The sequence below is a fragment of the Lysobacter sp. KACC 24251 genome (assembly GCF_057747755.1).
This window is the reverse complement of record NZ_CM173222.1, coordinates 629,563-646,287: the sequence shown is the minus strand read 5'-3', so window position 1 is coordinate 646,287 and position 16,725 is coordinate 629,563. Positions and strand designations below refer to the sequence as shown.

The following is a 16,725-nucleotide window of genomic DNA, read 5'->3' as shown; positions in this document are numbered from 1 at the left end:
GGCATGGGAGAATGGAGGGCGTCGCCCTGGTGGCGTCGAGTCTAACCCAGCCGCCGACCCGCCCCCGCGGCGTGCGGTGGTCGCAGCAACCGTACGGTGGGAGTCCCTTCAGCATGCCGATGTCGCCGGCCGAACTCCGGTTCCTGTTCAACCGGGCGACGGGCCTGTTCCACCGCGGATTGACCAGCCTGCGGACCCGGGGCCTGCAGGCGTCCTGGCGCCGGGTGCTGAGGCAGTTCCAGCGGGTGCCGGTGTCGCAGCGGCCCGCCCTGTACCTGCCGGCCCCGACGGCGTTCGCGCCCTTTGCCGTGCCATACGATCCCGCACCCCGGGCCAGCCTCGTCATTCCGGTGTTCAACCAGTTCGAGCACACGCTGCGATGCCTGCGTGCCCTGGCCGAGCATCCGCCGGCGATGGCGATCGAGGTGATCGTGGTGGACGATGGCTCATCCGACGAGACCGAGGCGATGCTGCCGCGAGTGCAGGGACTGCGCTACCACCGCCGCGCGGCCAATGGCGGCTTTATCGCCGCTTGCAACGACGGCGCGCGTTTGGCGCGGGGCGAGATGCTGGTGTTCCTGAACAACGACACCGTGCCACAGCCGGGGTGGCTGGAAGCGTTGCTGGGCACCTTTTCGCAGCATGCCAATGTCGGCCTGGCAGGCGCGAAGCTGGTGTACCCCAACGGTCTCCTGCAGGAAGCGGGCGGGTGGGTCTTTTCAGACGGCAGCGCCGCCAATCGCGGTCGCTTCGAGTCGCCCGAGGACCCGCGGTTCAATTACGTGCTGGACGTGGACTACTGCTCCGGTGCCGCGATAGCGCTGCCGAGGCGATTGTTCGAAACACTGGGCGGGTTTGGCGATGAATTCCGACCCGCCTACTACGAAGACACCGACCTCGCCTTCAAGGTCCGTGCCGCCGGCCAACGGGTGCTATACCAGCCGCAATCCGTGGTGGTGCACATGGAGGGTGTCACCTCCGGCACCGATACCCGCACGGGGCCGAAGGCCTACCAGGTGCGCAACCAGCAGGCGTTTGCGGAAAAATGGCGGGGCGTCCTGGCGCATCACCCGGAGGCCAACACGTCGCAAGGTCGCATCCGCCAGGCGGGCCAGCGTCGCGTCCTGGTCATTGACGACCATGTGCCGCAGCCGGACCGGGATTCCGCGTCGCTGCGCCTGGTCAACATGATGCGGCTGTTCATGGGCGAAGGTGCCCACGTCACCTTCGTGCCTGCCGGACTGGATCACGGCGGCAACCACACCCGATCACTGCAGGCCCTTGGTATCGAGGCCTGGCACGCGCCATTCGCGCAGTCCCTGCCCGCATGGCTGGCGTCGCACGGCGGCGGCTTCGATGTGATCGTGGTTTGCCGGCACCATCTGCTGCAATCGCTCCTACCCTTGCTGCGCAAGTGGGCACCCCGGGCGAAGATCGTGTTTGACACGGTCGACCTGCACTACCTGCGCGAGCGCCGCGGCGCCCAGATGCGAGGCGACGCCGCCCTGCTCAAGGCGGCCGAACGTACCCGCCGCAGCGAGCTCGACCTGATCCACCGCAGCGACGTGACGCTGGTGGTGAGCGAGGCGGAGCGTGCGCTGCTGGCCGAGGAGGCGCCGCAGGCGCGCGTGGAGGTACTTTCCAACCTGCACGAACTCAAGGATCCGGGGTTGCCTTTCGAGCAGCGCAAGGACCTGGTGTTCGTCGGTGGCTTCCGCCATCCGCCGAATGTCGATGCGGTGCGGTGGTTCACGGAGGAGGTCTGGCCGCGGCTGCATGCCGCCGAGCCGGACATGGTCTTCCACTGCATCGGCGGCGATGTGCCGCCGGACATCCGGGCTCTCGCCGAGCGGGCGGGCGTCCGGGTGCATGGCCACGTGCCCGATATCGAGCCGTACATGGTGGGAGCACGGCTTGCGGTGGCGCCGCTGCGCTTCGGCGCCGGCGTGAAGGGGAAGGTCAACCTGAGCATGGCGCACGGCCAGCCCGTGGTGGCAACCTCGTGTGCCGTCGAAGGCATGCACCTGCACGACGGCGAAGACGTGCTCGTGGCCGACACGCCGGAGGATTTCGCCGCGGCCGTTTTGCAGGCCTACCGCGACCCGGCCCTGTGGTCACAGCTGGCGGCGAACGGTCGAGACAACGTGACCCGACATTTCTCGTTCGATGCAGGGCGCGCCGTGGTGCAGGGCCTGCTGCGGGCTCAGGGCTCTACGGCCGAGGCCTGACGCAGGCGCGCCGAGAGTTCGGCTGCACCGCCCACACTGGGGTCCAAGGTCTTGGCCGCGTCGAGCGCGCGGCGGGCGGCCTCCAGTTCCCCGGCGCCCAACCGCTCGTTGCCCACCGCGATCCAGCGCTGGGCCAGGCGGGTGCGCGCTGCTGACAGTCCCTGCCCGCCCGGCTCGAGCACGCCGCTGGCATCCAGACAGGCTGAGGCCGTGACCAACCGGTTCTCGCGCATGGCGTTGTCGAAGCAGCGTCGGGCCGCGGGTACCAGGCGCGCCGATGCCGCCCTGACCCGGCGGTCGTTGGGTGCGATCGCGCGGGCCGCGCGCAACTTGTCGAAAGCGCTCTCCCCTGGCGGCAGCAGGAGGTTGCCGCTTGACTCGGCGGTGGCGGCCTCCGCGAGCAGCTGTTGCAGACGACGCTGGCGCTGCGGGGTCAGTGCGCCGGTTGTGAGCTGCGCCTGCGACCGGCGCGCACGGGCGATGTGCGCGCGCACCTCGGCCACATCGCCATCGGCGCCCAATACGTCGGCGGCAACGGCCAGTGCCGCCTCGGCCTCGGCGAAGCGGAAGTCGGCCGCGAAGCGCTCGCTGCGCTGCAGTAGTCGCGCGCCCACTTCGCGGCGCCCCGCGCGGGCGCCTTCGTCATCGGGCTGCACCGCCAGCACCCGGTCGAAACCCGCCAGGGCACGTGTCAGGCGGGTGCTGCGCAGGTCGCGCTCCGCGCGCTCGCGGGTCGTTTCCAACGTCTGGTTCAAGGCCCCCAGCGCGGCCGGCAGGTCCGCATGCGCCGGATCGAACTCGCGCGACTCGCGGATCAGGGCAGCGGCAGCCTCGAGTTCGCCGGCCTCCAGCTTGTGCCGCGCGTCGGCCAGCATGTCGGCGATGACATCATCCCGGCCTTCCAGCGCCTCCGTATTGCCCGGTTGCAGCTCCAGCACAGCGGCATAGTGCGCCAACGCGGAATCAGGCCCGCCATGCAGTCGCCCGGCTGTTCGCGCCGCGCCGGCGGCCTGCAGGCGCGGGCCGATGTCGGCCGCGGCGATCTCGCGCTGGCGCAAGGCGCGTTCGATCACTTCAACCCGTGCCTTGGGCAAGCCCAGGCTCCGGGCCAAGGCAATATGTTCCCGTGCCGCAGGGTATTGCCCTGCGCGAACCGCTGCGTCTGCCCGTGCCAGCGCGGCGGCACCGACCCGGGCCAGGCCCTCCCGTGCGGCGGGACGATCGGGGTCCAAGGCCAAGGCGGCTTCGAACAGTTCACGCGCACCGCTCCCGTCCGGCGCCGTGAGCCGGCCCTGGGCGAGGGCCTGCTCGGCACTTGTACGCAGGGACTGGATGCGTGTTTCCGGCCACAGCCAGTCCGACAGCGGCTGCCGCACCAGCAAGAGCGCCACCAGAAGCGCGGTCGCCAATGCCCCCCACTTCACCGCCGGGTGCGCAAGCCACCAACGATGAGGCAGGTTGCGCCAGGGGGTGCGGGCGTCAGCCACGCCGCGCATGCTCCACGCCCGGCAGCGCCGCCAGCTTGCCCAGCACCGTGGACAGCTGCCCATAGTCACGTACCCGCAGGCGCAACAGCAGGCGTACGCGCGCGCCATTGCGCTCGTGCTCGCTGTTGATGCTGGTCACATGCGCGTCCTCCTGCGCGATGACGTTGCTGACTTCCTTCAGCAGCCATTTCCGATCCAGCGCGGCCACCTCGACATCCACTTCGTACTGGCTGCCCGCCCGCCCCCATTCCACCGGCAGCACGCGTTGCGGCTCCCGGCTGGCCAATCGGTGGAAGGCGTTGCAATCCGGGCGGTGCACGCTGACGCCACGACCCCGGGTCAGATAGCCTGCAATCGGCTCGCCGGGCACCGGCTGGCAGCACCGTGCAAGCTGCACCAGCAGGTTGCCCACGCCCTCGACGGTGAAGTCGCTGCGGCTTGGCGCGACCTTGCGACGCGACACCATCACCGTCGGTGCTGGCGCCGCCGGTTGAGCGGCCGCTCGCTCGTGTTCCAGCAGAATTCGGCCGACCTGGTGCGGCCCAAGGTCGCCTAGCGCCACCTGCACCAGCAACTCGCTGTCGCTGGCCAGGTTGAAGCGCTCGCGGGCGGGTGCCAGATCGGCACCCAGCAGGCCCAGCCGGCGCAGCTCCTTGTCCAGCAGTTCGCGACCCGCCTGCTCGTTGCGGGCCTTGTCCAGCTTGTGGAACCAGCTCCGCACCTTCTCGCGCGAGCGCCCGCTGGCGAGGAACCCATTCGACGCCACCAGCCAGTCACGCCGCGGCTCGGCCACCTTGCCAGTGAGGATCTCCACGCGATCACCACTGCGCAGCACGTGGTCCAGCGGCACGATGCGCCCGTCCACCTTGGCCCCCCGACAGCGGTGACCCACTTCGGTGTGCACGTGGTAGGCGAAATCCAGCGGCGTGGCGCCCGACGGCAGGTCGATCACCTCACCCTTGGGCGTGATCACGTACACGCGGTCCTCGACCAGTTCGGTATCGAGTGCGCCGGCCAACTGGGCATCGCCGTCGCGACCGTTGTCGCCCGAGGCATCCAGCAGGCGCCGCATCCACGCGATCTTGCGGTCGAACGCCGCGTCGGCCGCCTGGCTGCCGGCCTCCTTGTACTTCCAATGCGCGGCCACGCCCAGTTCGGCCTGCCGGTGCATGTCGTAGGTGCGGATCTGCACCTCCAGCGTCTTGCCTTCCGGGCCGATGACCGCAGTATGCAGCGACCGGTAGTCATTGCTCTTGGGCCGCGCGACGTAATCGTCGAACTCGCTGGGAATCGGCGTCCAGGTCGCATGCACCACGCCCAGGGCCGCGTAACAGGCCGCCACGTCATCGACCATCACCCGCACCGCGCGCAGGTCGTACAGTTCGCCGATGGGAACGTCCTTGCGCTGCATCTTCTTCCAGATGCTGTAGATGTGCTTCGGCCGGCCCGCGACGTCGGCGCGCACACCCTGCGCGGCCATCGCTTCGCGCAGGGTGCGGATCACGCCCTCGATGTAGCGCTCGCGGTCGGTGCGCTTCTCGTCGAGCAGGCGCGCGATGCGCTGGTAGGTCTGTGGCTCAAGATGGCGGAACGCGAGGTCCTCGAGTTCCCACTTGAGCTGCCAGATGCCCAGGCGGTTGGCCAACGGCGCATGGATGTCGCGGGTCAGCGCGGCCAGTGCGCGGCGCTCGTCCTCGGGCAGGCGGTCAGCGAAGCGCATGCGGGCCAGCTGGCGCGCAAGCAGGATCGACACCACCCGCAGGTCACGGACGATGGCCAGCAGCAGGCGACGGAGGCCCTCGCTGCCACCGCCACCGCCCCGGGCGCGCTCGGCGTGAAGGGCGCGGACGTGGGCGGCGGCCGCCTGCCCTTCCAGCAGCACGGCGATGGCCGGGTGCGCGGCCGCGAAGCCCGGCCCCAGCGCCGCCAGCAGGCCCGGGTAGTTGCGCAACAACGCCGCCGCGACGGTGTCGCCGTCCGCGTCGAGCTTGGCAAGCGCATCGAGCATCGCCGCGACGGTATCGATTGGATCCCGTGCACCGCCCTCTACCCCAGGCCGCGTTGCGGCTTCACGCAGCGCGGCGCGCAACGCAGGCGCCAGCGCCGAAGCCGCAGCGGAGGCGAGGAGCTGGTCGAGGGTGAGAGGTACAGCGTTCATCGCGTCGCGGTTCAAACTTCGGGCTCAAGCTTTACTACACTAGCCCGCAACCGACCGGAGGAACAGCCGATGCCCGTGATGAACGCACTGCGCGCACCCATCGTTGTGTTTGCGACGCTGCTGGGATTGGGCCTCGCATGGCCGCTGACCGCCGACGCACAGGCAGCATCGACCCAGCCGCCCATCGAGCAGCAGATGACGCCCGAACAATTTCGGGCCGCCGGCCTTGATCGCCTGACGCCAGAACAACTGGCGAATCTCAACGCCTGGCTCAACCGCACCTTGGTGGTGGAAACCCAGAAGGCCGCCGCGCAGGCCAAGCAGAAGGTCGAGGACGACAGTCGCGGCTTCCTGAGCTTTGGTTCCAGCGAGCCCATTTCCAGCCGGGTCGCGGGCGAATTCCGGGGTTTCGCCCAAGGCCGCCGCTACGTTCTGGCGAACGGTCAGGAGTGGGAGCAGATGGATGCGGCCACGTTGGCCGGCGTGCGCCTGGCCGAGCCCGAAGTGAAGATCACCCCGAGCGTGGTCGGCAACGCGTGGTACATGCAGGTAGGCAAGTACGGAACGCGCGCCAAGGTCCGCCGCATCAAGTAACTCCCGATGGCCATTGGATCCCACATGCCCCTGCATCGCACCCTCGCCGCACTGGCGCTGGCCGCTCTGGTCACCGCATTTCCCACCCGAGCGCAGAGCACTTATCTGCCGCTGGAAACCCGCCTCAGTGCCGAGCAGTTCCAGTCCGCGGGCCTGCACCGGCTCAACCCGGAGGAACTCGCCACCCTCAACCGCCTTCTGCGCGACGACCAGGCCAGCGTCGTGCGCCGCGCCACCGCGCCCGACCGCGAGCAGGAACCGGTGCGCTCCAGCATTGCCGGCGAGTTCCGCGGCTGGAGCAACGGCACCGTGTTCGCCCTCGCCAACGGCGAGAGTTGGCGGGTGACGGAAGGGAGCTACAGCGCGCGCCCGGTCAGCAACCCGGGGGTCACCATCCGACCTGGGATGATCAGTGGCTGGTACATGGAAGTGGACGGCCACCCGGTCAAGGCCAAGGTCCGACGTTTGAAGTAGCCCGCGGGCTGGGCTCACCCAGCCAGTTGCGCCAGCCGCGTCGCGAGTTTCTTCGGCGATACCCCGCCCTTTGCCCCGAGTTCCTGTGCGAACAGGGACACGCGCAGTTCTTCCAGCTCCCAGCGCAGCGCTTGCCAGCCCGGATCCCCGGCACGACCCTGCGCCACCGCGTGGGCCAGCGCATCGGCGAACGGCTTGAGCTCCAGCATGCGCGCCTGGTCACGGGTGGGGTCACGCAGCGCACGCTCGCCGCGCAGGGCGAGCGCCTTCAGGTAGCGCGGGTACTCGCGCAGGACGTCCGCCGGAACGTCACGCAGGAAGCCTGGGGGCGTCAGCGAGGCAAGGTGCGCCCGCATGTCATCCAGGTTGCCGCTGGCCCACCCCATCAGTGGGGATTCGAGCTTGGCCCGCGCTTCGGCCACGGCGGAGAGAATGGCTTCCGCCTGGCGCAGGCGCTCCATCGCTTCGGCGAACAATTGCTTGCCGATGCGCTCGCGCAGCGCGACGAAGGCGGCCTCATCCCGGATGTCGCCCGCGCCATCCGCCATCAGGGAAGCCAGCGCGCCGTCGACCAGATCCATCCGCAGGCGGTCCCCCTCGCGCTTGGCATCGCCCAGGGGCTTGATGCCTGACGATTCGATCGCGGCGTACAACAGGCCCGTCTTGGGCGACACCGGCAGTTGCTTGCGCGCCTGCTTGACCTTGTCGGCGAGGGCGATCGACAGCAGCCGGCGCACCCCCATTGGGTGCAGGCGACGTGCCACGGCCTGCTCGGCATGCACGCGCAGCGACACGGTCTCACCATCGTCCTGCAGCGCCGGGTAGGCCGGCACACCGCCGGCACCCGCCACCGATTCGGGAATCGGCGCCTCCGGGAAGGTGGTCAAGCCCTGTTGCGCGAGCCCTTCGGCCGCACGCGCGGCAAAGGCCGCAGCCGCCCGCTCGCCGAAGCGCTGGCGCAGGTCCGCGAGGTCACGCGACTCGGCCAGCACCTTGCGGCCGTCCTGATCGAGCAGGCGCAGGTTGGCGTGCAGGTGCGGTTCCAACGAGGCCTCGTCAAAGTCCAGCGCCGCCACCTCCGCACCGGTCAGGCGCTTCAGGAAACGGGCCATCGCGCCGGGCAGCGCGTCGGCCTCGGGCGGCACGCCCTGCTTCCACTCCGCATGCGCCTCGTGGAAGGCCTTGGCGAAATCCGGTGCCGGCACGAAGTTGCGGCGCAGCACCTTGGGCAGCGATTTGATCAGCGCCGTGGCCTTGTCGGCGACGAAGCCGGGGGCCAGCCAAGACAGCCGGGCGGGATCGAGTGCGTTGAGCAGGTGCAGGGGCACCGCCACGGTCATGCCGTCGTCGGGCGCGCCGGGCTCGAACCGATAGGTGATGGCCAGCCGCGAGCCACCGAGCGGCAGGTACGGCGGGAAGCGTGAGGCCTCGCTTTCGTCGCCCACCAGGAGGTCCGCACGCGACCACTCCATCGCCGCCTTCTCTGCCGGCGCCAGCTTGCCGTACCACGCGTCCAGCGCCTGCGCGTTGTGCACGTGCGCTGGCAGACGGTCCAGGTACCAGCGCACCATCCAATCGTCATCGACGACCAGTCCGGTTCGGCGTTGCTTGGCCTCTTCCTCCTGCGCCTTGGCCAGCACGGCCAGGTTGCGCGGCAGGAACGCGCAGCGGGTATTGATCTCGCCGGTGACCAGCGCATCGCGGGCGAAGATCTCGCGGCTCTCTTCCGGGTAGAGCGCGCCGTAGTGCACGGGGCGCTTGGGCGCCAGCACCAGCCCGAACAGGCTCACCTGTTCGCTGCCGACCACACGCCCCTGCGAACGCGCCCAGCGCGGATCGTGGTGGCGGCGCGAGAGCAGGTGCGGCAGCTCCTGGATGGCCCAGTCCGGCTCGATGGCGGCATTGGTCAGCGACCAAACGCGCTCGGTGTCGAGCAGCGTGGCCGACAGCACCCACGGCGGCGGCTTGCGCGCCAGTGGCGACCCCGGGAACAACTGAAACTTGCGGCCGCGCGGACCGTCGTAAAGCCCCTTGTCGCCGCGCTGGCCGATCTGCGTGGGCAGGCCAGCGATAAGCGCGCGATGCAGCGTGGCGTAACCGGCCAGGTTGAGTTGACCGTTATCGGCGTCAACGTCAGTGGCAGCCAGGCCCCGCACCGGCCAAGCCAGTTCCTCGCACATCAGCTTGAGCTGCCGATGTAGCTCGCGCCACTCGCGCATGCGCAGGAAACCGAGGAAGTGCTTGTCGCACCAGGCGCGCAGTTTGGACTGGGTCAGCTCTTCGTGCGCGGCCTGGTAGGCATCCCACAATTTGAGGATACCGACGAACTCCGAGCGCGGGTCGGCGAACTCGGCATGCGCGTTGTCCGCCGCAGCGCGCTGGTCGGCCGGCCGCTCGCGCGGGTCCTGGATGCCGAGGAAGGACGTGATCGCGAGCATCTCGCGCAGGCAGCCGTGGGTGTTGGCCGCGACCAGCATGCGCGACAGCTTCACGTCCACCGGCAGGCGCGCCATCAGCTTGCCGATGGGGGTGAGCTTGCGCTCCTCATCCACGGCACCCAGCTCCGAGAGCTGCTGCCAGCCATCAGCGACTGCGCGCGAATCGGGCGGTTCGAGGAACGGGAAGTCCTCGACCCGGCCCAGCCCCAGCGACAGCATGCGCAGGATCACGCCGGCCAGCGCGGCGCGACGGATTTCCGGGTCAGTGAAGCGCGGGCGCGAGGCAAAGTCCGCTTCCGAGTACAGGCGGTAGCAGGTGCCCTCGGCGATACGGCCGCAGCGGCCCTTGCGCTGGTCCGCGCTGGCCTGGCTGATGTCCTCGACGTGCAGGCGGTCCAGCTTGTTTCGCGGGCTGTAACGCTTCACCCGCGCCAGGCCCGGATCGACCACGTAGCGGATGCGCGGCACCGTCAGCGAGGTCTCGGCCACGTTGGTGGCCAGCACGATGCGCCGCTTCACCCCGGGGTTGAATACCCGGTCCTGGTCGCGCACCGAAAGCCGCGCGTACAGCGGCAGCACTTCGGTCTCGCGGTACTTGCGCCGCTCCAGGGCCTGGTGCGCGTCGCGGATCTCGCGCTCGCCGGCCAGGAACACCAGCACGTCGCCACGCGGATCCTCGCGGGTGATCTCGTCGCAGGCGGCCACGATGCCGTCGGTGACGGTCAGCGCGCCATCGTGCCCGTCGTCGCCCTGGGTGCGCCTGCGCATCTGGGCGCGGGCTCCAGCGCCTGCACCTGCGGTCGTTGAAGGCGAACGGTCGGGGCGATCAGCTGGATCACCACCTGATTCGCCTTCCAGCGGCCTGTAGCGCACCGACACTGGATAGCCGCGGCCTTCGACGTTCACCACCGGCGCCCCACCGAAATGCGCGGCGAAGCGCTCGGTGTCGATGGTGGCGGAGGTGACGATGATCTTCAGGTCACGGCGCTTCTGCAGCAGCTGCTTCAGGTAGCCCAGCAGGAAATCGATGTTGAGGCTGCGTTCGTGTGCTTCGTCGATCAGCAACGTGTCGTAGCGCGACAGCCAGCGGTCGGACTGAATCTCGGCCAGCAGGATGCCGTCGGTCATGAACTTGACCGCGGTGTTCTCGCCCACGTTCTCGTTGAAGCGCACCTGGTAGCCCACCGCGCCGCCCAGCGGCACCTGCAGTTCTTCGGCCACGCGGCGGGCCACGGCACGTGCGGCGATGCGGCGGGGCTGGGTGCAGCCGATCATGCCTGCCTGGCCGCGGCCGGCAGCCAGGCACAATTTCGGCAACTGTGTGGTCTTGCCCGAACCGGTCTCACCCGCGATGACCACCACTGGATGCTCACGGATCAGTTCAACAATCCGCTCGGCTTCGCCGGCAATCGGCAGATTGGGGTCGACCGGAGCGTTGGGCAGCGCGGCAGCACGCCACTCGCGCTGCGCGACCGAGGCCGCCAGGGCCTGGGCGAATGCCTCCCGCGCCTTGTTATCCGCGGGCTTGCCGCTCCAGCGCGACCAGAGCCCGTGCAGGCGCCCACGGTCACGACTCAGCGCGCCGTCGATGGCGTGCCGGGCCTGGCGTAACGCGGCGCTAGCGTTCGGGTCGATAGGATTCATTGATACAAACGAGAGAAAAGAAGCATTTCACTGCGCGAAGCCAAGCGCCTATTGTCACCGTATCCGCCCTGGAAAGGAGAACCGCGATGTCCAAGACCAAGACCAAACCGGACAAGTCCAAGACCACGCCCGCCGCCTCGCCGGCGCCCGGCTCCAGCGCGCCGGCCATCGATATCGGGATCGGCGCGGGCGATCGCAAGAAGATCGCCGAGGGCCTGGCGGCGTTCCTGTCGGATGCGTTCACGTTGTACCTGAAGACCCACAACTTCCACTGGAACGTCACCGGGCCGATGTTCAACGCCCTGCACGTGATGTTCGAGACCCAGTACACCGAACAGTGGACCGCGCTGGACGACGTCGCCGAGCGCATCCGGGCACTGGGTTTCAACGCGCCGGGCTCGTATCACGAGTTCATCCGGCTGAGTTCGATCCCGGAGGAGCCGGGGTTGTCGGATGCCGCGGACTGGCGCGAAATGGTGCGCCAGTTGGTCGTGGGCAACGAGGCGGTGTGCCGTACGGCGCGCAAGGTGCTCAAGGGGGCTGACGACGCGGGCGATGACCCGACGGTGGACCTGATGACGCAGCGGCTGCAGACGCATGAGAAGTATGCGTGGATGTTGCGGTCGTTGTTGCAGTGATTTTTGGCGTTGTGGCACGGAGGGTGGCGGCGGCTGGGTTGCTGCTCCCCTCCGTCCGCGCATCCTGCGCGGAGTCGGGGCCGCGGGCCATCCATGGCCCGCTTTCCGCAACCCAGCCACCGCCACCCTCCTGAACCCACGCTGGGGGGGTTGGGAAGAAGAAGCACCGGCACGGTGGATTCCCCGCCGAGGCCGATTCCTACACAGCGTGAGGCCATTCACCGATAGCCCCGCTTGACCCGCTTGGTACCCTGTACGCATGAACGTCGATCGTGCGCTGCAGACCCTCAACACCGTATTCGGCTATCCCGCCTTCCGCGGGGAGCAGGGCGACATCGTGCGCCACGTCGCCGAGGGCGGGGATGCGCTGGTGCTGATGCCCACCGGCGGCGGCAAGTCACTGTGCTACCAGATCCCCTCGCTGCTGCGTGAGGGCTGCGGGATCGTCGTCTCGCCGCTGATCGCGCTGATGCAGGACCAGGTGGAGTCTCTACGTCAGCTGGGCGTGAAGGCGGCCGTACTCAATTCCACCCTGGATGCGGCCACGTCGGCCGAGGTCGAGCGCCAGTTGCTGGCAGGCGAGCTGGACATGCTTTACGTAGCTCCCGAGCGGCTGCTTACGCCACGCTGCCAGGCCTTGCTGGACCGCGCCCGGATCGCCCTGTTCGCCATCGACGAAGCCCACTGCGTGTCGCAATGGGGCCACGACTTCCGCCCCGAGTACCGCCAGCTGACTGTGCTGCACGAGCGCTGGCCGGACGTGCCACGCATCGCGCTGACTGCCACCGCCGACGCGCCCACCCGCCGCGAGATCGTCGAGCGGCTGGCACTGGAGGATGCACGCACCTTCGTCAGCTCCTTCGACCGGCCCAACATCCGCTACCGGGTGGTGACCAAGGACGACGGCCGCCGCCAGTTGCTGGATTTCCTGGCCGAGCACCGCGGCGAAAGCGGGGTGATCTACGCCTTCTCGCGCAAGCGCGTGGAGCAGGTGGCCGAGCAACTGGTCATCGCCGGGATCAATGCCCTGCCCTACCACGCCGGCATGGACGCAGCCACGCGCGCGGCCAACCAGCGGCGGTTCCTGCAGGAAGACGGCATCGTGATGGTGGCGACGATCGCCTTCGGCATGGGCATCGACAAGCCGGACGTGCGCTTCGTGGCCCACGTGGACCTGCCGAAATCGATCGAGGGCTACTACCAGGAGACCGGCCGTGCCGGTCGCGACGGTGGGCCATCGGAGGCGTGGCTGTGCTACGGGCTGGGTGACATGGTCAGCCTGCGCCAGCTGATCGTGCAGTCCGAGGCCAGCGAGGAGCGCAAGCGGCTGGAGCTGGGCAAGCTGGACGCGCTGCTGGGCTATTGCGAGTCCACCGCATGCCGCCACCAGGCGCTGGTCGGCTGGTTCGGCGAGGTGCACCCGGGCCAATGCGGCAACTGCGACAACTGCCTGAACCCGCCGCAGAGCTGGGATGGCACCGAGGCCGCGCGCAAGGCGCTTTCGAGCGTGTACCGCACGGGCCAGCGCTTCGGCGTCGCGCACCTGATCGACGTGCTGCGCGGCGAGGGGTCCGACAAGGTGCGCCAGCACGGCCACGACAGTCTCAGCGTGTTCGGCGTGGGCGCCGACATCGACGAGCGTACCTGGCGCAGCGTGTTTCGCCAGCTGGTGGCCCACGGCATCCTCGAAGCGGACGTAGAGCGCTTTGGCGCCCTGTGCTTCACCGCCGCCAGCGGCCCCGTGCTCAGGGGCGAGCGCGAGGTGCGCCTGCGCAGCGAGCCGCCGCGCCCCAACCGGCGCCGGCGCACCGGCGATGCGGTGGCCGCCTCGCTGGCCGACATGCCACCGGATGCCCTGGTGCGCTTCAACTCCCTGCGCGAATGGCGCGCGTCCACCGCCCGCGAGCAGAACGTGCCGGCCTACGTGATCTTCCACGACAGCACCCTGCGCGCGATTGCCGAGGCCGATCCGGGCGACCTGGACGAACTGTCCACCATCGCCGGGGTGGGCACCAGCAAGCTCGACCGCTACGGCGAGGCCGTCCTGCAGCAATTGTTCGACGCGGCCTGAGCCTGGCTTAAACCCCGGAGCGCCTGGGCGCATCCATGCTGGCATGCTGAATGCCATGAGCACCCATTCGCCCGACGCCACTCCGGTCCCCACCGTGGCGGAAGACGACCGCCCGCTGGTCGAGGCCGCGGCGCGGGGCGAGACCGGTGCCTTCGAAACCCTGTACCGCCGCCACGTCGGCCGGGTGCACGGCGTGATCATCCGGTTGGTCGGCGGCCATGGCGCCCGCGCCGACGACCTGACCCAGGAAGCCTTCGTCCGCGCCTGGCAGGCCTTGCCCGCGTTCCGCTTCGAGGCCGCCTTCACCACCTGGCTGCACCGCCTGGCGGTCAACACCGCGCTGATGGAACTGCGCAGCCGCCGCAGCCGTCCGCTCGAGGACGACGACGAGGAGGCCCTGGACACCTTCGGCCACCCCGACTCGGCCGGCCACGTGACCGCGCTGTCCATGGACCTCGGCCGCGCGGTGGCCAGCCTGCCGCCGCGCGCCCGCGCGGTGCTGGTGCTGTACGACATCGAAGGCTGGAAACACGAGGAAATCGCCGTCGAGTTGGGCATGGCCGTCGGCAGCTCCAAGGCCCAGCTGCACCGCGCGCGCGGACTGCTCCGCGCGCGTTTGGGAGAACCCGCATGAACCACGACATCCGCAACGACACCCACGACCTTCCCGATGCACTGCGCTGGCAGCTGCGTGGCTTGCGACAGGACGAAGCGCCCGCCGCCGACCTGTGGCCCGGGATTGCCAAGCGGCTGACGCCGAACGCCAGCAACGCCTTCCCCACGCCCTCGGGCGCCCGGTCCCCGGCCACCGCGGCGACATGGCGCTGGCGCATGCCGGTCGCGCTGGCCGCCAGCGTACTGGTGGCGGTTGGCACGCTGGGCCTCCTGCGCTACGGCGGCCCATCACCGGGGCAATCCTCATCGTTCTCCGACGACGTCGGGTTTGCGGCGGCCACCGTTACCGCACCCTCCGCTGGCACGGCGCACGCAGCGCACAGCGCGCCCATCACCGCTGACACGCCGCTGGCACTGGCTGAAGCCCAGGCATTGCGAATGCAGTACCAAGGCGCCATCCGCGAACTTGAAACCCGCCCCGGTGCCACCGCTGCCAACCCCACCCTGCGCACGCTGGACCAGAGCGCCGAACTGATCCTGGCCGCCCTGCGCCAGGCCCCGGATTCCACGCGGCTGCTGGAGCAACTGCGCCGCACCTACCAACGCCGCCTCGACCTGATGCGGCTCCCGCTTGCCTGACGGAGGAACCTCCCATGTCCCGCCTCGCCCTCACCACTCTCGTCCTGGCCCTGTCGCTGCCCCTGGCCGCGCTGGCCGCCATCCCCATCAATGAAACGCGCCCGCTCTCGCCCACCGGCGAGGTCGAGATCGAGAACCTCAAGGGCCGCATCGACGTGCGCGTCTGGGACCGCCCCGAAGTGAAGATCGAAGGCAGCCTCGGGGACGGCGTCGAGCGCCTGGCCATCGAAGGCACTCGCGACCGGTTGGCCGTGCGCGTGAAGTACCCCAAGCGCTTCGGCATGACCAGCGACCGCACCGAGCCCACCACGCTGCGCCTGACCGTGCCGCGCCGCGCCAGCCTGGACATCGACGCGGTCTCGGCCGACGTCGACGTGCAGGGCACCGCCGCCACCAAACTGTCTGTGGATGCAGTGAGCGGTGACGTGGTGGTGATCGGCGCGCCGCAGAAGGCCGGCATAAACACCGTCAGCGGCAACCAGCAGCTCACCATCAACAGCAACGATGCATCCGTGGACACGGTGAGCGGCGACGTCAACCTGCGCGGCCGCTTCGGCGGCGAGGTGGAGTTCAACAGCGTGTCCGGCGACATCGCCATCACCAACAACCGCGAGAACCCGGTGCGCAAGCTCAGTGGCTCGTCGGTGTCCGGCGACCTGATCGTCAACACCGCACTGGCACGCGGCGGCGAGATCGCGATGGACACGGTGAGCGGCGCGGTGAAGCTCAGCCTGCCGCGGAATGTGTCGGCCACCGTCACGGGTGAGAGCTTCAGTGGTGACCTCAGCGCGACCGCTGCCCAGGTGCAGCGGCCCAAGCACGGGCCGGGCGCCAGCTTCACCCAGCGCTATGGCGCAGGCGAAGGCCGCGTCAACGTGGAGAGCTTCTCGGGCGACACCACGGTGATCGTGGAGTGAGGAGGGATGGTGGGTCGTGATGGATTCGAACCATCGACCAGCGGATTAAAAGTCCGATGCTCTACCGACTGAGCTAACGACCCATCGCGGCCCGGCCTTGCGCCGGGTCGGCCATTCTAGCGCAGATCAAACGTACCGCGTCGGATCCGCCACACCCGCCGCCGCAAAGCCCTCTGCCCGCAACCGGCACGCATCGCAATGCCCGCAGGCGCGGCCGGCTTCGTCGGCCTTGTAGCACGATACGGTCTGCGCGAAGTCCACGCCCAGGCGCACGCCCTCGCGCACGATGTCGGCCTTGCTCATGAACTGCAGCGGCGCGTGCACGCGCAGCCCCGCGCCTTCCACGCCGGCCTTGGTGGCCAGGTTGGCGAGTTGTTCGAAGGCGGCCACGAACTCGGGGCGGCAATCGGGGTAACCGGAGTAATCCACCGCGTTGACGCCACAGAAGATGTCGTTGGCGCCCAGCACCTCGGCCCAACCAAGCGCGATGGACAGCATGATGGTGTTGCGCGCCGGAACGTAGGTCACCGGGATGGCGTCCTTGGCCGCCGCCTGCCCCACCGGGTGGCCGTCGGTGTCCAGCGGCACCTCGATGTCGTCGGTCAGTGCGGAGCCCCCAATGCTGCGCAGGTCCACGTTGACGGTCTTGTGCGCCACGGCGCCCAGCGCCGTGGACACGCGGTCGGCGGCATCCAGCTCGGAGGTGTGGCGCTGGCCGTAGCTCACGCTCAACGCGTGCACGGCAAAACCCTGCTCGCGCGCGATGGCGATGACGACGGCGGAGTCCATGCCTCCGGAAACCAGGACGACGGCTTTCTTCAT

The 16,725-nt window shown here is 69.2% G+C and carries 12 protein-coding genes and 1 tRNA gene; 8 read left to right on the top strand and 5 right to left on the bottom strand.

Annotated features, from left to right (window positions below; genetic code table 11):
• Nucleotides 1–113: 113 nt before the first annotated feature.
• Entirely contained in the window at nucleotides 114–2,228 is a 2,115-nt protein-coding gene (locus AC3ARF_RS02965) for a glycosyltransferase (protein WP_498930148.1), read from the top strand.
• Here AC3ARF_RS02965 and AC3ARF_RS02960 read toward each other — a convergent pair.
• Both AC3ARF_RS02960 and AC3ARF_RS02955 read right to left on the bottom strand, forming a co-directional pair.
• Nucleotides 2,204–3,715 carry a hypothetical protein gene (locus AC3ARF_RS02960; RefSeq protein WP_498930146.1) on the bottom strand — a complete coding sequence of 504 codons (1,512 nt, stop codon included), beginning with the start codon at nucleotides 3,713–3,715 and terminating at the stop codon, nucleotides 2,204–2,206. The two genes, AC3ARF_RS02965 and AC3ARF_RS02960, sit on opposite strands and share 25 nt — an antisense overlap.
• Nucleotides 3,708–5,873: a bifunctional (p)ppGpp synthetase/guanosine-3',5'-bis(diphosphate) 3'-pyrophosphohydrolase gene (locus AC3ARF_RS02955; RefSeq protein WP_498930144.1), complete on the bottom strand. Its 2,166-nt coding sequence runs from the start codon at nucleotides 5,871–5,873 to the stop codon at nucleotides 3,708–3,710. Before AC3ARF_RS02955 ends, AC3ARF_RS02960 begins: the two co-directional genes overlap by 8 nt.
• A gap of 75 nt (nucleotides 5,874–5,948) precedes the next feature.
• Here AC3ARF_RS02955 and AC3ARF_RS02950 point away from each other — a divergent pair, with 75 nt between their 5' ends.
• Together AC3ARF_RS02950 and AC3ARF_RS02945 are read left to right on the top strand one after the other, a co-directional pair.
• Nucleotides 5,949–6,467, top strand: coding sequence for a hypothetical protein (locus tag AC3ARF_RS02950; RefSeq protein WP_498931730.1), 519 nt, complete (start codon nucleotides 5,949–5,951; stop codon nucleotides 6,465–6,467).
• A gap of 24 nt (nucleotides 6,468–6,491) precedes the next feature.
• On the top strand, nucleotides 6,492–6,941 hold the full coding sequence (locus tag AC3ARF_RS02945; protein WP_498930142.1) for a hypothetical protein: 450 nt from the start codon (nucleotides 6,492–6,494) through the stop codon (nucleotides 6,939–6,941).
• Between the two features lie 14 nt (nucleotides 6,942–6,955).
• Here AC3ARF_RS02945 and hrpA read toward each other — a convergent pair whose 3' ends face one another.
• A complete protein-coding gene (hrpA, locus tag AC3ARF_RS02940) occupies nucleotides 6,956–11,023 on the bottom strand; it encodes an ATP-dependent RNA helicase HrpA (protein ID WP_498930140.1) in 4,068 nt (1,355 codons plus the stop codon).
• A gap of 86 nt (nucleotides 11,024–11,109) precedes the next feature.
• Here hrpA and AC3ARF_RS02935 point away from each other — a divergent pair, with 86 nt between their 5' ends.
• The 5 genes from AC3ARF_RS02935 to AC3ARF_RS02915 all read left to right on the top strand — a co-directional run bounded on the left by AC3ARF_RS02935 (nucleotide 11,110) and on the right by AC3ARF_RS02915 (nucleotide 15,903).
• Nucleotides 11,110–11,661, top strand: a complete 552-nt coding sequence (locus AC3ARF_RS02935) for a Dps family protein (RefSeq protein ID WP_498930138.1) — start codon at nucleotides 11,110–11,112, stop codon at nucleotides 11,659–11,661.
• 259 nt (nucleotides 11,662–11,920) lie between these two features.
• Nucleotides 11,921–13,732: a DNA helicase RecQ gene (gene recQ / locus AC3ARF_RS02930; protein ID WP_498930136.1), complete on the top strand. Its 1,812-nt coding sequence runs from the start codon at nucleotides 11,921–11,923 to the stop codon at nucleotides 13,730–13,732.
• A 55-nt stretch (nucleotides 13,733–13,787) separates the two neighbouring features.
• Nucleotides 13,788–14,366, top strand: coding sequence for an RNA polymerase sigma factor (locus AC3ARF_RS02925; protein ID WP_498930134.1), 579 nt, complete (start codon nucleotides 13,788–13,790; stop codon nucleotides 14,364–14,366).
• Entirely contained in the window at nucleotides 14,363–14,986 is a 624-nt protein-coding gene (locus AC3ARF_RS02920; RefSeq protein ID WP_498930132.1) for a hypothetical protein, read from the top strand. The genes AC3ARF_RS02925 and AC3ARF_RS02920 overlap by 4 nt, the downstream gene beginning before the upstream one ends.
• Nucleotides 14,987–15,000: 14 nt before the next feature.
• Nucleotides 15,001–15,903 carry a DUF4097 family beta strand repeat-containing protein gene (locus AC3ARF_RS02915; RefSeq protein ID WP_498930130.1) on the top strand — a complete coding sequence of 301 codons (903 nt, stop codon included), beginning with the start codon at nucleotides 15,001–15,003 and terminating at the stop codon, nucleotides 15,901–15,903.
• Nucleotides 15,904–15,910: 7 nt separating this feature from the next.
• On the opposite strand, the gene AC3ARF_RS02910 is transcribed toward AC3ARF_RS02915, so the two are convergent.
• Nucleotides 15,911–15,986, bottom strand: a tRNA-Lys gene (locus AC3ARF_RS02910).
• 43 nt (nucleotides 15,987–16,029) lie between these two features.
• Nucleotides 16,030–16,725, bottom strand: coding sequence for a 7-cyano-7-deazaguanine synthase QueC (gene queC, locus AC3ARF_RS02905; protein WP_498930128.1), 696 nt, complete (start codon nucleotides 16,723–16,725; stop codon nucleotides 16,030–16,032).

Coding starts and splice junctions, on each gene's coding strand:
- AC3ARF_RS02915 (WP_498930130.1), top strand. CDS start 15,001: ATGTCCCGCCTCGCCCTCACCACTCTCGTCCTGGCCCTGTCGCTGCCC.
- AC3ARF_RS02945 (WP_498930142.1), top strand. CDS start 6,492: ATGCCCCTGCATCGCACCCTCGCCGCACTGGCGCTGGCCGCTCTGGTC.
- hrpA (WP_498930140.1), bottom strand. CDS start 11,023: ATGAATCCTATCGACCCGAACGCTAGCGCCGCGTTACGCCAGGCCCGG.
- AC3ARF_RS02955 (WP_498930144.1), bottom strand. CDS start 5,873: ATGAACGCTGTACCTCTCACCCTCGACCAGCTCCTCGCCTCCGCTGCG.
- AC3ARF_RS02925 (WP_498930134.1), top strand. CDS start 13,788: ATGAGCACCCATTCGCCCGACGCCACTCCGGTCCCCACCGTGGCGGAA.
- queC (WP_498930128.1), bottom strand. CDS start 16,725: ATGAAGAAAGCCGTCGTCCTGGTTTCCGGAGGCATGGACTCCGCCGTC.
- AC3ARF_RS02920 (WP_498930132.1), top strand. CDS start 14,363: ATGAACCACGACATCCGCAACGACACCCACGACCTTCCCGATGCACTG.
- recQ (WP_498930136.1), top strand. CDS start 11,921: ATGAACGTCGATCGTGCGCTGCAGACCCTCAACACCGTATTCGGCTAT.
- AC3ARF_RS02965 (WP_498930148.1), top strand. CDS start 114: ATGCCGATGTCGCCGGCCGAACTCCGGTTCCTGTTCAACCGGGCGACG.
- AC3ARF_RS02935 (WP_498930138.1), top strand. CDS start 11,110: ATGTCCAAGACCAAGACCAAACCGGACAAGTCCAAGACCACGCCCGCC.